Source organism: Rhizobium aethiopicum (genome assembly GCF_014197535.1).
GTDB lineage: Bacteria > Pseudomonadota > Alphaproteobacteria > Rhizobiales > Rhizobiaceae > Rhizobium > Rhizobium aethiopicum_A.
This window is the reverse complement of the sequence record NZ_JACIFV010000001.1, coordinates 567,606-581,550: the sequence shown is the minus strand read 5'-3', so window position 1 is coordinate 581,550 and position 13,945 is coordinate 567,606. Positions and strand designations below refer to the sequence as shown.

The 13,945-nt window shown below is 59.4% G+C and carries 10 protein-coding genes; 7 read left to right on the top strand and 3 right to left on the bottom strand.

What is annotated here, in order from left to right; all coding sequences use genetic code 11:
- Positions 1–34: 34 nt before the first annotated feature.
- Positions 35–790: a response regulator transcription factor gene (locus GGD53_RS02910; protein WP_064801485.1), complete on the bottom strand. Its 756-nt coding sequence runs from the start codon at positions 788–790 to the stop codon at positions 35–37.
- A 556-nt stretch (positions 791–1,346) separates the two neighbouring features.
- On the opposite strand from GGD53_RS02910, the gene GGD53_RS02905 reads away from it, so the two are divergent.
- The 6 genes from GGD53_RS02905 to GGD53_RS02880 are packed head-to-tail and all read left to right on the top strand — an operon-like array spanning position 1,347 to position 6,878.
- The gene (locus GGD53_RS02905) at positions 1,347–1,853 is read left to right on the top strand and encodes an acyltransferase (protein WP_184453375.1); all 507 of its coding nucleotides are present in this window, start codon (positions 1,347–1,349) and stop codon (positions 1,851–1,853) included.
- A complete protein-coding gene (locus tag GGD53_RS02900) occupies positions 1,850–2,887 on the top strand; it encodes a Gfo/Idh/MocA family protein (RefSeq protein WP_184453373.1) in 1,038 nt (345 codons plus the stop codon). The genes GGD53_RS02905 and GGD53_RS02900 overlap by 4 nt, the downstream gene beginning before the upstream one ends.
- Complete coding sequence (locus tag GGD53_RS02895; protein ID WP_184453371.1) at positions 2,884–3,987, top strand: DegT/DnrJ/EryC1/StrS family aminotransferase; 1,104 nt, start codon at positions 2,884–2,886, stop codon at positions 3,985–3,987. The genes GGD53_RS02900 and GGD53_RS02895 overlap by 4 nt, the downstream gene beginning before the upstream one ends.
- Positions 3,977–4,693, top strand: coding sequence for an acyltransferase (locus GGD53_RS02890; protein ID WP_184453369.1), 717 nt, complete (start codon positions 3,977–3,979; stop codon positions 4,691–4,693). Before GGD53_RS02895 ends, GGD53_RS02890 begins: the two co-directional genes overlap by 11 nt.
- Positions 4,690–5,664 (top strand): NAD-dependent epimerase/dehydratase family protein, encoded by a 975-nt coding sequence (locus GGD53_RS02885; RefSeq protein ID WP_184453367.1) that lies wholly within the window; start codon positions 4,690–4,692, stop codon positions 5,662–5,664. The genes GGD53_RS02890 and GGD53_RS02885 overlap by 4 nt, the downstream gene beginning before the upstream one ends.
- Entirely contained in the window at positions 5,661–6,878 is a 1,218-nt protein-coding gene (locus tag GGD53_RS02880; protein WP_184453365.1) for a DegT/DnrJ/EryC1/StrS family aminotransferase, read from the top strand. The genes GGD53_RS02885 and GGD53_RS02880 overlap by 4 nt, the downstream gene beginning before the upstream one ends.
- Before the next feature lie 192 nt (positions 6,879–7,070).
- Here the strand turns inward: GGD53_RS02880 and GGD53_RS02875 are convergent, their stop codons facing one another.
- Positions 7,071–8,576, bottom strand: coding sequence for an O-antigen translocase (locus tag GGD53_RS02875; protein ID WP_184453363.1), 1,506 nt, complete (start codon positions 8,574–8,576; stop codon positions 7,071–7,073).
- Between the two features lie 19 nt (positions 8,577–8,595).
- The gene (locus GGD53_RS02870) at positions 8,596–9,912 is read right to left on the bottom strand and encodes a polysaccharide biosynthesis/export family protein (protein WP_184453361.1); all 1,317 of its coding nucleotides are present in this window, start codon (positions 9,910–9,912) and stop codon (positions 8,596–8,598) included.
- A gap of 625 nt (positions 9,913–10,537) precedes the next feature.
- On the opposite strand from GGD53_RS02870, the gene GGD53_RS02865 reads away from it, so the two are divergent.
- The coding region (locus GGD53_RS02865; protein ID WP_246717686.1) for a DUF4082 domain-containing protein at positions 10,538–13,945 on the top strand (3,408 nt) is incomplete at its 3' end.

Sequence of the window (13,945 nt, the reverse complement as noted above, 5' to 3'; positions counted from 1 at the left end):
CGAAAAGATTTACCCGAAGAATTGTATCAGCACATCACGCCGGAACACCACTTTGGAACAAGTCGTTGAGCTTGAAAACAACTTCCGTTCTGTTGGTCGCTTTGACCTTTTTCATGATGTTGCGAACATGCACCTTGACGGTGCTCTCTCGAAGATTGAGCTCATAGGCGATGATCTTGTTCGCCTTTCCGCGTCGGAGCGCCTCCACCACTTCTGCCTGACGATCGGTGAAGATGCCGGAGAGCGGGCGGGCCGTCGAGTTGCTCGAGTCCAGCAGGTGACGCATGGCGAACAGGGCGCTTGCAGGCACGAATATTCCTCCTGCCACCGACAGCGCGATCAGCTCCATGCAGACACTGACGCTGACCGAGGCGGGTATGAACCCTTTGGCGCCGTACTCAAGAGCCCTAACGATTTGGCCGAAGTCGTCGCTATCGGCCAATACGATAAGAGGTGTAGACGCGAATTCCGACGAAAGTTTCCGGATTTGCTCCGAAACGGCCGGTTCATCGACCTTCTTGCCGCCGACGTTCAAGAGGATTGCCGCAAGCGGAGCGTATTCGTCGCGCTTCTGCTTCCACTCCTCAATCGATCCAAACGCCAGAATCTGCAAATCCGCCTTTTGGGCAGCCATGCATTGCGCCAGGCATTGACGATCAAGTTCGCGATTATCGAGAATGACGAGCGAATGCGTCTGTCCTGCCGACAGGGCAAGTGTGTGCGCGTTATTAAGGGGAAGAGCTACGTTTTCCTGCCTGAGGTCCAAATTCGGTATAAGTGCTGAATTCACAGCTTCACCCTCCCTCTAACACGTTACGCTTCACTACGACCCGAGTACCGACCCCTCTCAATACGGGGGTTTAGGAAACTCTAAAGTAGGAATCGAATACCACAATTCGCGGAACGTTACAGTAGCTAATATAGGCTAAGTACAGCACAACTTCCATAAATGGCTGGAAATTGGAAGGTAATCATGAGTATAGACTTAGGTCTTACTGGATTCCCCGCAGGATAGTCTCTGTTTTTACATATCAGTTTTATGACAAGCCACTAAATGCATGGAAACAATCGCTGTCTCCAGCGTAGGCCCGCATTGCGTGCGGGATGTGACCCAAGCCACCAGTGCTGGTCGATAGCGTTAGCCAGGGCGTAAGTCGTCATAAGTAGATACGCCTTTAGGTGAGTGAGCTTAACCGTTTTGTTTCTTTACTCGGATGACGAAAACAATTCTCTTTGAAGTGTAGGGAAATATTTGTCCTGTTGGTTTGAAACCTTGGACGCAATCGCCCGATTGTTTGTTTCAACTGAAAATCGGGCCCTGTCAGGAGTAGTAGGGGTTTTCAGGGATGATTGCATCAGATGTCAAGCTGGGTGACGGCAGCGTCATTCACCATCGAGATCTCGTGAATCTGTATGGCTGCACGATCGGCGCAGGAACGCGCATCGGCACCTTTGTCGAAATCCAGAAGAATGTCGTGGTCGGGAGAGACTGCAAGATTTCCAGCCATTCCTTCCTCTGCGAGGGCGTGACACTGGAAGACGGTGTGTTCATCGGCCACGGGGTCATGTTTACGAACGACACCTACCCGCGCGCCATTAACCCGGACGGCAGCCTCCAAACGGAGACCGACTGGATACTCATCCCCACTTTGGTCAAGCGCCACGCTTCGATCGGCAGCAATGCCACCATTCTGCCTGGCGTGACCATCGGAGAGGCCGCGCAGGTCGGCGCCGGAGCGGTTGTAACAAAGGACGTGCCTGACGGCGCCATCGTCGCGGGCGTTCCGGCTCGGGTGATCGGCCGCGTCAATGACGGACCGGTGGATATGTTTGCGTTGGGAGAAATGGAATGATCGGTATCGCTGTTGTCGGATATGGGTATTGGGGTCCGAATCTGGTTCGTAACATCTCGGAAGCGGCCGGCGCCCACCTTGTTTCAGTCTGTGATCTCAATGTCGAACGGTTGGGAGCCGTCAAAAGCCGGTACCCCGCAACAACGGTCACCGACAATTTCGAGGAAGTCTTGCGCGATCCGAGAGTGGACGCGATCGCCATCGCGACGCCGGTCTCGACGCATTTCAAGCTTGCAATGCAGGCGATGATGGCCGGAAAGCATGTCTTCGTCGAAAAGCCGATGGCAGCGACGGCGGAAGAAGCCTCGCGAATGGTCGACGAAGCTGCGCGCCGACGCCTCGTGCTGGCCGTGGATCACACCTTCGTCCACACCGGCGCCGTGCGCAAAATGCGCGAACTGGTCGAAAGCGGCCTTGGCGACATGTATTATTATGACTCGGTTCGGGTCAATCTCGGGCTCTTCCAGCATGATGTCAGCGTCATCTGGGACCTCGCCGTGCACGACCTTTCCATCCTGGACCACGTCCTGCAGGAAAAACCGGTGGCTGTCTCTGCGACGGGCATGAGCCACGTGCTCGGCGAGCCGGAGAACATCGCCTATCTGACGCTCTTTTTCGAGAGCAAGCTCATCGCGCACATCCACGTCAATTGGCTGGCGCCGGTCAAGGTGCGCCGCACGCTGATCGGCGGCAGCAACAAGATGATCGTCTATGACGATCTCGAGCCCAGCGAAAAGATCAAGGTCTATGACAAGGGCATCACCATGTGCCCAAATTCCGATGCGTATGGCGAGAAGGTGCATCAGATGCTGGTCGGCTACCGCAGCGGCGATATGTGGGCGCCCAAGCTCGATATGACCGAGGCATTGAAGCGCGAACTGGATCACTTCGTCGAGTGCATCGAGCAGAATTCCCGGCCCATTACGGACGGGCATGCCGGGTTGCGTGTCGTTCGAGTCCTTGAAGCCGCAAGCCGGTCGCTCGCACAGCGCGGTCGTATCGTCGAGCTCGAAGAGGCGAGGCGCATCGCATGATCCCCTTTCTGGACCTCAGAGCACAATATCAATCGATCAAGAGCGAAATCGACGCCGCCGTGCTCGGCGTGCTCGCCTCTGGGCAATACATACTGGGCGAGGAAGTCATCCGCCTCGAGCAGGAATTCGCTGATTATTGCAATGTCAAACACGCGATCGCCGTCAACACCGGGACGAGTGCCCTGCATCTGTCCTTGCTTGCGGCGGGCATTGGTCCCGGCGATGAAGTCATCACCGTGCCGTTCACCTTTGTCGCGACTGTGTCGGCGATCTGCTATACCGGCGCAACACCCGTATTCGTCGATGTCGAGCCGGTGACGCTGACCATGGATCCGGCTCAGCTCGAGGCGAAGATCACCTCCCGGACCAAGGCCATCATCCCCGTCCATCTCTACGGTCAGATGGCGGATATGGATGGCATCATGGCAGTCGCTGATCACTACCAGATCCCGGTCATCGAGGACGCCTGCCAGGCACATGGCGCCCGGTATAAGGGTGCGCGCGCCGGCAGCATCGGCGCATCTGGCTGCTTCAGCTTCTATCCGGGCAAGAACCTCGGCGCCTGCGGCGAGGGCGGGATCGCCGTCACGAACAGCGATGAGCAGGCCAAGACAATGCGCATGCTGCGGGATTGGGGTCAGGAGCAGCGCTATCACCATCTGCTGAAGGGCTTCAACTATCGCATGGACGCCATCCAGGGAGCCATTCTGCGCGTCAAGCTCCGGCATCTCGAAGCCTGGACCGAAGCCCGTCGTTCGCATGGCCGCCGCTACTCCTCGCTGCTTGCAGGATCGCCGCATTTGCGAACGCCTGTCGAAGTGCCGGAGCGGCGGCATGTCTACCATGTCTACGCCATCAGAAGCCATGATCGGGACGGCCTGCAACGTGTGCTCACAGCAGAGGGCATTCCATCCGGTCTGCACTATCCTATTCCCGTTCATTTGCAGAAGGCCCATGCCGACCTCGGTTACCAGGCAGGCGACTTCCCGGTCTCGGAAGCCGCCGCACGCGAGGTTCTCTCCTTGCCGATCTATCCTGAAATGCCCGTGCAGCACGTCGATCAGGTCGCGGCTGCGCTGGAGTATGCCTATGTCAGCTAGTCCACGCGAGGCTCGCGTCGTGCAGGCCGTCCACGGCCGCGGCCAGAAGCCGGCAGATCCAGCCTATCAGGCGGGCCTCGCCGAAGAACTCAGGCAAGCATATGGGCGCGCCGGCCTGATCGAACTCTACGGCCGCTTCGCGACAGGCGACGGCGTCGTCGACGCGCTGATGCGCAAAGCCATCTGGCAGGCTATCACACGGAGTTGCGGCGAAGGTCTGCAGGTCGCAAGCGGCGCCGGTTTCAAACATCCGGAAACGTTCGAAATCGGCAATGGCGTGTTCATCGGCGCTCAGGCCTACATCCAGGGACGCTACGATGGCACTTGCGTCATCGGCGACAATGTCTGGATCGGCCCGATGGCCTATTTCGACGCGCGCGACCTGGTGATCGAGGATTCTGTCGGGTGGGGGCCGGGCGCCAAGGTGCTTGGCTCGACCCACACCGCACTGCCGATAGACGTGCCGATCATCCGTACGGATCTTGAAATCAAGCCGGTACGCATCTGTGCAGAGGCCGATATCGGAACGAATGCGACCATTCTTCCCGGCGTGACCATCGGGAAGGGGGCAATCATTGGAGCGGGAGCCGTCGTCGTTTCCGACGTCGAGCCGTTCTCGGTTGCCGCCGGTGTACCGGCGAAATTCATACGTTGGCGTTCGGAGAATGATCCCATGACGAACATGTCGCGTGAGGGAAGATCATGAGAAACAAACGGGTGCTCATCACCGGCGGTGCCGGTCTGATCGGTTCGCATATTGCCGATCTTGTCGCATTGGAAAAGCCTCGCGAGATCATCGTCCTCGACAATTTCGTGCGTGGGCGGCGGGACAATCTCAGCACGGCAATATCAAGCGGCTCCGTCAACATCATCGAGGGCGATATCCGCGACAGGGCATTGCTGGCGAAAACCTTCGACGGCGTCGACATCGTCTTTCACCAGGCTGCGATCCGCATCACGCAATGCGCGGAAGAACCGCGGCTCGCCTTCGATGTTCTGGCCGAGGGCACGTTCAACGTCCTCGAAGCTGCGGTCAAGGCTGGCGTGTCGAAGGTCGTTGCTGCTTCCTCCGCCTCCGTGCTGGGGCTTGCCGAAAGCTTCCCCACGACCGAGCAGCATCATCCCTATAATAACCGGACGATCTACGGCGCGGCCAAGACCTTCAACGAGGGTCTATTGCGCAGTTTCGCGGAAATGTACGGCCTGCGCTATGTGGCGCTGCGCTATTTCAACGTCTACGGGCCGAGAATGGACGTTTACGGCGCCTATACGGAAGTTCTGATCCGCTGGATGGAACGTTTGGCGGCTGGAATGCCGCCGCTCGTCTATGGAGACGGCAGCCAGACGATGGACTTCGTCGATGCACGCGATATCGCGCGGGCAAACATTCTGGCGGCAAAGAGCGACGTTACGGACGAGGTGTTCAACGTGGCGAGCGGCAGGGAAATAAGCCTGCTGGAACTCGCGCAGATGCTGAGCGATATCATGGGATCCTCACTCGAGCCGCAGCACAAAGAGGCGCGCGCCGTCAACGGCGTCACACGTCGTCTTGCCGACACCAGCAAGGCCGAAAGGCTTCTGGGCTTCAAGGCGGAAATCTCGATGGAGCAGGGGCTTCGTGACCTTGTCGCGTGGTGGCAGTCGAAGACTGCTTCGGCAGGAGGCCAGGCTGCATGAGCCCGTTATTATCGACGATTCCCGTCGCCAAACCCGTTCTCGGAGAAGAAGAGGCTGAGGCCACGCGTCGCGTCATCCTGTCGGGATGGGTGACGCAGGGGCCGGAAGTCGCGGCATTTGAAAAGGAATTCGCAGCCCTCGTCGGCACCGAGCACGCTTGTGCGGTTTCCAACTGCACAACCGCGCTTCATCTCGCCTTGATGGCGGTCGGCATCGGTGCCGGCGATGAAGTCATCACGGTCAGCCATTCGTTCATCGCCACCGCGAACGCCGTTCGATACTGCGACGCAGTGCCCGTCTTCGTCGACATCGAGCCGGGTGGCTACAATATCGACCCCAGCTTGATCGAAACGGCAATCACGCCCCGCACCAAGGCAATCCTGTGCGTGCATCAGCTCGGCATGCCCTGCGATCTCCGTTCGATCGTTGAGATCGGCAAACGCCATTCGATACCGGTTATCGAGGACGCGGCCTGTGCGACGGGAAGCGAAATCCTTTGGGACGGGCGTTGGGAAAAGATCGGCAAGCCGCATGGCGACATTGCCTGCTTCTCCTTCCATCCCCGAAAGGTCGTCACCACCGGTGATGGCGGCATGCTGACGACTGTGAATCCGGAATATGACCGAAAATTCCGGCTGTGGCGCCAGCATGGCATGAGCGTCACCGACGCTGTCCGCCACGGCTCGAAACAGGTGATTTTCGAAGACTATGATGAACTGGGCTACAACTATCGCATGACCGACCTCCAGGCCGCGGTCGGACGGGTGCAGCTCCGCCGGCTGCCGGAGCTGGTTGCAGAGCGAAGGCGGATTGCCGCTCAATATTGCGAGCGCCTGTCGACGATCGCCGGCCTAACGCTGCCGATGGAGCCTCATTGGGCCCGCAGCAACTGGCAGAGCTTTTGTGTGAGATTACCTGATGCCGTCGACCAAAGGGCAGTCATGCAGGTGCTGCTCGATCAAGGGATATCGACCAGGCGCGGCGTGATGAACATTCATCTGGAAGGAGCCTATTCCGGCCAGAGCGTCCATCGAGCCGCCGCTGGCCTGGCGCGAAGCGTGTCAGCGCAGCAGGAAACGATAATCCTGCCGCTCTTCGCCCAGATGACCGACCTCGACATCGTCAGGGTTGTTGAGGCACTTCGCGCAGCCCTTGAGGAGGCGACCGTCGGAGCCGCCAGCGTCCAGCCTGCCATGGATATCGCTGTCGCCTGAATGCCATCTGCCTGACGCGGCAATTTGCATAACAAACAATGCGCGGATCTGAGGATGCGCGCATTGTTCGTTAAAGCACCAGGTAAGTGCGAAGCGGTTTTCCCGGGCAAAGCGCGAAGCGCTTTTGCCGGGAATTGCCGTAAACGCAGAAGGTTGGAGCGGTCCTGCGTTTCCGTGAAGAGCTGAATCGCTCTAGGCTGACTTCGTGATCCATCCGCGAATCATGGCCGGCACGGACTCCGGCGGAAGCAGGTCGACCAGCATGCGCAGTGAATACAACCCACAGACAAGGACGGCGACGAAGCCGATCACCGTCGCCGGCCACAGCGGCAAAATTGAGAACATCAGGAATACCAGTCCCGATGCGGGCAAGAAAAGCAACGCGTGTCGGCGATTGGCGGCGGACCAGCGAAAACCGGTCAATTTGCGGACGATCACATAGATCAGGATGGCGTGCCAGACATACAGGCCAAAAAATGCCATGCCGGCTCCTTGGGTGCCGAGCAGCGATACCAGGAGCCAGGCAAGCCCAACATGCACGACTGCAGCCGCAACCTCAGTCCAGAAGAAAATCGCCTGGGTGTTCTTCGCCACGACGATGAAACCCATCGGCCAGGAAATAATGCGCAGCATCATGCCGAGACAGATCCAGCGCAGAAGTTCGACTGCACCGTGGAATTCTGCCGAATAGAACAGGCTCATCATGAGCGGCGCCAGCGTCAGCGTGCCGAGCAGGCCGGGGCCGGCGAGCAGCATGCTGGCTTCGGCCTGTTCGTTGACGAGCCGGTTGCATTCGACATTGTTGTCGATCATTGCAGTCAGGCGAGGATAGAAATCCGTCCCCATGGCCTGCAGGATGAAGCCGGCGTAGAGACCGCCGAGACCCCAGGCAGCTTGATACAATCCCGCCGCCATGACGCCGCCTTCCTTCAGCACGATGATGCGGATGGCATAGGCCGCGCCGAAGGTCAGAAGCCCGCTTGCCATAAAGACGAACCCGAGCCGGAGCAGCGCCGACACCTGCCGGCTGAACTGGCGCGCCGACATCGGGTAGGGATTTGGAAAGATCCGCCGGCTGTACCACCACGTCGGAACGATTGAGGCAGCTGCAATGAGCACAAGCGACGGTGCGATCGCCTGCACCCCGAAGAGATAGATCAGAGGGATACTCACCGCTGTACCGAAGAGCCCGGCAAGCACGTTGATACGGGCAAGATCCGCAATTCCGCGCATACCCTGAATCAATGCGCCTTGCCCCGCAGACACCAGCCGGAAGAAAACGGCGAGCGACAGCAGCACAATGCCCCCGACGTGCTGGTAATCACCGAAGGTGAAACTTGAGACAGGATACGCCAATGCGGCAAGAAGGAGCGCCCCAAAGAGCGCCAGCACCACTGATATGCGTCTCAGTACGGTCGCCGATTGGGCAATCCTGGTTGTATCGCCGGTGCCGGCTGCCTCAGCGACCTGACGCACGCCACTGCCGCCGACGCCCAGACCAGCGAGGGACTGCGCCATATCCACGATCGAGCTGTAAAGGCCGATCAGCCCGATGCCTTCCGGCCCGAGCAGGACGGCCATGGCTTTGTTTCTGACGATGCTGAGTGCGACGTTGACGAGCGAAGAGCCGCCCATCAGCATCGTCGATTTGAGGATCTGGGTATAGGTCTGGCTTGGTGGGATCATTCTGAAAGTCATCGAAAATCCCAGCCCGTTATCATCGGCTTACCTGACTGACATTCGCCCCTGTCTGGACAGGCAGCGCAGCGGCGTCTTCGGATGACGCATCGGCGGTGCGTACCCGAGTCACCTTGACCACGTCGCCCGGTGCCAGCTCCGTCATTTCGGAAGCCTGGAACTGACTGACCTCACCCTTTTCCCGCCGGCTCACGATGAACGTCAGCGGAAGTTCTTCATTGTAATTCTTCACGCTGGCGCCGCTCGCCAGTTCTTCGACAAGCAGCTGTTGCGTGGTGTCACGCTTCAATTTGAGCTGATCGAGGTTGGCCTTTTCCGCCTGTAGCTCGGTAGCGAGCTCGTTGCGGCGAGTGTCGGAGAGGCCCTCGAGACTGCGCGTCGTCTCGTTGATTGCCTGGCGTCCCCGCATGATGGCGGTCACGAGATCGAGCCGATCCGAACGATAGGTGGTGAGCAATCGTTCCAGATCCATCTGACGTGAGCTGATCGACAGGCCCTTCTGGACCAACGTCTTCACGCTCGTCAGTTGTTCCTCCACCGACTGGATATTGTCATCCGAGCCTTTCAGCTTTTCTTCCAGCGTTTCGATTTCCGCAGTCAAGAGATTACGCAATTCGACGAGCGCTACCGACTGTCTGTCCAGCGCGCTTGCACGGGCCTGAAAAATGACCCGCTCCTCCTCGTAGATACTCTCGGCATATTGCCGATCGGCGGCGGACGGCTGATCGAAGACTATCTCCTTCGCACCGGCCATCTCCGCCTGCAGCCGCGCGAGCTTTGCCGAACTGCGCAGCAGCGAGTGGTCAATGTCCCGCAAATCGCCGGCAAGCCTGATCGCCTGCGATTGCTGCTGCGCCGCCGCCCGCAACGGGCCGCCGCTCATGGCGAGGGATTGCAAGACGCTGAGGCCGGAGCGAAACTTGTATTCTCCGGGCGCCATCACGTCTCCCACCACGTAAATGGAGGAATAGTCCAGAACGTCGATGGTCACTGCAGGTGCCTGGGTCAGACCCATTTTCGCCTGAAGGCGCTTGGCAATCTCGATGGTAAGGCCCTCATTGTCGAGATTGGCGACCGCCAGCGACCCCAAAAAGGGCAGGGAAATTATGCCTGAATCCGAAACAGTGTATTCCCCACTGATCCCATCCAACCGATCAAACTGACCCTTGGACGGTATCCATTGCACGACGCTCAGTCGGATTTTCGTTTGTGGAGCGAAGAACGCGCTGTCGGCGAGAGCCGGCGACACCGCTCCGGCAAGAAATGCGAGTGCACCGATGACAAACGTCGTGCGAAAGAGCAGCTGAGGGATGCGGTGCGATGAATTCATATACATATCTCGCCTGCGAAGCATCCTTGAACGGATGCTGATCCAATGCCTTGACGCCATTCGACCGCCGGCCGGCAGGTCCGAAGCCGCATCGTTAGTGTGCCGTCTGGCGAAGGCTTGAGGAAGGTGAAGGTCGTTTGCTTTGCCTCATCACTATTGATGAGATGGGGTGGGTGCCTCAGTCTAAATCGAGCAGGAGCGTATATCTCAGAGAGGGATCATCCTGAAAAATCACGAGATCATGCACGCAGGAATAGGTGCGCTCGCAGTGAAGGACCGCGATCGCATAAGCGTGCCGGATCGAAGGCGCCCCGATGCAGACGGCCTTTGCATCGCTTGGTCGACCCGGTCCGTTGCTTCCTGCTTGGGCGTTTCCAGCGTCAGTGCCGCCAAGTGGCGATGGTGGACTAAGCCGCCGCCGCGGCTTGAGCCCCTGCACCGGACGCGGCGCAGCTTCACGGCCCGTCGCACCCGTCACTAGTTCATACAACACGGCTGTTGCCCAAAGGATGGCGCCCGTAGAGCGAAAGGCGTAGGATATACTCGCTTACTTTTCGACTATACTTCCCAGAGTCGTGTCAAACGATCCTCATAGATTTGATCCTGATAAATATAGCGAGAGGTACCCGCCATGTATCGCAACGCTCGCCGGTGGATTTCGCACTCACTTCTGGTGGATTCGTTGGTGCCCCGATGGTTGACCGTCGGCGGAAAAGAAAGATCGCGCAAACCTGCCGAAAAACATAAGGATAGTGCTCAACTTGCGGCATCTGTGCAAACCGCCGATGGACACAAGCAGGGCACCCTTGTCGACGATCCCTATAAGGATGCGGCCCTCAACGAGCATGATGGCGGGCAGAGAGCGCACGTGAACGGCGACGCGGTCAACAGCCTCGAAGAGCGACCGTTGCCTGACACTTTCGCAACGCCTGGCGAAATGGGAATTCGAAGCGGCGATGTGGCCGCGCTGTCGGCGCTTAAGCCGGATTTTGCACGTTTCCAATGGCACGCGGATGGAGTTGCGTTCGGGGCCGCATCGTCCCTTCAGCGCACCGATACCGCAATGAGCTCCATGGGCGACGATCCTCTGGCTCCCTATCTGCCGCAAAGCCCCGCACCGACAGCTTCGGGGCGTGGGGCTCCTAAGGTGGCGGCCGGGCGTGCTCATTCGGGCAAGGTCGTCATTCTCGAATCGAGCCCGTCAGGCCAGGCGACTGCGCACGACGCCGGCGCGAATTCGCTGGCCTTCGGCATGCCCTTTGGCGTGTGCGGGTGCGGCTATTTTACCTCCCCCACGCGGATTCTCGATTGGGCCCATGGCGGCGCCCTGCTTCAACAGGACGGTCAATTGCCGGGGACCAGGCTGACCGAAGGGCCGGATTATGTGGCGACGATCAAGCAGGCCATCGGCGCCTCGGTCAGCGATCCGCTTCTCGATCGTGACTTGTCCCCACTCTCGGGCTGGACCGGCACTGCAACATGGTCGGACGCGGCGCTCACCAATGGAACTCTGCCAGGCGGGGGAGAGACGGGAACGGGAACAAAATCCAAGGATATCGGTATCCTGTCCGGCTCTGTGACGAAGCCACCTAAGCCTTCCACGCAGGGGTCTTCGACGACGCAGAGTCTGGCGGCTGCGGCGGCGGTCAGCAACGCGATCGTGCTGGAAAACCAGAAGCAGGGCAATCCGGAGAGCGAGTGGGGCATCGACGGTGCCGGCAGCTCCAACATCGAAGGGTTTGCGACCGATATCAGCGTCGATAATGGCAAGACGATCAGCTTCAAGATCAATACCAATTCCACCAACTACCGGATCGATATCTATCGGCTCGGCTATTATGGCGGCATGGGGGCGCGCAAGGTCGCGACCATGCAGCACACAGGATTGCAGACCCAACCTAGTCCGTTGCGCAATGCGACGACCGGCACGGTGGACGCCGGTAACTGGGCCGTCTCGGCGTCCTGGACCGTTCCGGATGATGCCGTTTCAGGCGTCTATATCGCCAAGCTCGTCCGTCAGGATGGCACCTCCGGCGAAAATCACATCCCGTTCATCGTGCGCGACGACGACAGCCACAGCGACGTTGTCTTCCAGACCGCGGATGAGACCTGGCAAGCTTACAATGGTTGGGGTGGCGCAAACCTCTATGGCGGCAACGGTCCGGCGACAGGGCAGGGTGCCGGTCGCGCCTATGCCGTTAGCTACAACAGGCCGATCGCGACTCGCGGCGGGGTCGGCACTTACGCCGGTCCCCAGGACTATCTGTTCGGTGCTGAATATGCGGGCATCTACTGGCTGGAACAGAACGGCTATGACGTCTCCTACCTGTCGGGTGTCGACGCCGACCGCTATGGCAGCCTGTTGCTCAATCACAAGACCTATGTCGATGCCGGGCATGACGAATACTGGTCGGGACAGCAGAGAACCAATGTCGAGGCCGCGCGCGATGCGGGCGTCAACCTGATGTTCTGGAGCGGTAACGAGGTCTATTGGCGAACTCGCTGGGGCAACGCCTATAGCGCCGACGGCACGCCTTACCGCACCCTGATCACCTACAAGGAGACATGGGCGGGCGGCGATATCGATCCTTCCGACCAATGGACAGGCACCTTCCGCGATCCACGCTTCAGCCCACCTGCCATTGGCGGCGGCAATCCGGAGAATTCGCTGACCGGTCAACTGTTCAAGGTCGACGATGTCGGCAGCAATCTCGGCGCGATCACCGTTGGCTATGATGACGCTAATTTGCGCTTCTGGCGCAATACGAGCGTTGCCAATCTTCAGCCGGGGCAGACGGCGACGCTCACCAAAAACTATCTCGGTTACGAGTGGGACGAAGCGCCCGATAACGGCTTCGATCCGGCTGGCCTGGTGAAGCTGTCGTCGACGACGCTTCCGGTCAGCAGCTATTTGCTCGATTACGGAAACACGACCGGCAATGCGACGGCGACCCACAATCTGACGCTCTATCGCGCCCCCAGCGGCGCGCTGGTGTTCGGCGCCGGCACGGTCTACTGGACGTGGGGTCTCAGCGACAATCACGACCTCACGGCGACCCGGACGGACTCGCGCGTACAGCAGGCAATGGTCAATTTGCTTGCTGACATGGGCATTCAGCCTGGAACGCTACAGTCCGGGCTCACCGCCGCGACCGCTTCGTTGGACCACACTGCGCCGACATCGGTCATTACGGTGCCCGCCACGGCGACCGTTGGATCCACCGTGACGATTACCGGCACCGCTGCCGATACCGGAGGCGGGGTCATCGCCGCGGTCGAGGTTTCGACCGACAACGGCGCGAGCTGGCATCCGGCGACGGGAGATGAGAACTGGACTTATACCTGGCAGCCGCAAACCGCGGGCACCTATACCATCCGGTCTCGCGCAGTCGATGATAACGTCAACCTGGAAACGCCCTCGGCGGGACGAACGGTCACCGTCAGCGGGCCGAGTTACACCTCTCTCTTCGGTTCGGGGACGCCAGCGGTCGTCAACACCAACGATACCTCGGCGGTTGAACTCGGCTTCAAATTCCAGACGTCCGTGGCAGGTACCGTCACCGGCATTCGTTTTTATAAGGGCAGTCTGGATACCGGCACGCATACCGGTTCACTGTGGTCGAGTACCGGCACGCGGATTGCGACTCTCACCTTCACTAACGAGACTGCCAGCGGCTGGCAGACCGCCTATTTCACCAGTCCGGTATCGCTGACGGTCGGACAAACCTACACTGCATCTTACCATACCAATACCGGTCACTATTCCTCAACGACCGGCTACTTCACTTCAAATGTAACCAGCGGTCCGCTCACGGCGCCGGCCAGCGGCAACGGCGTCTATGCCTATGGCAGCAACAGCCTGTTCCCCACGAGCACCTTCCAGTCGACGAACTATTGGGTCGATGTGATGTTTACGACGCCGAGTTCGAACACGACGCCGACAGCGGTTGCCGATACGGGGGATGCGACCGAGAAGGGTGGTGTGGCCAATGGTTCGGGCGGCGTGGCCGCCAGCGGCAACGTGCTGACCAACGACACC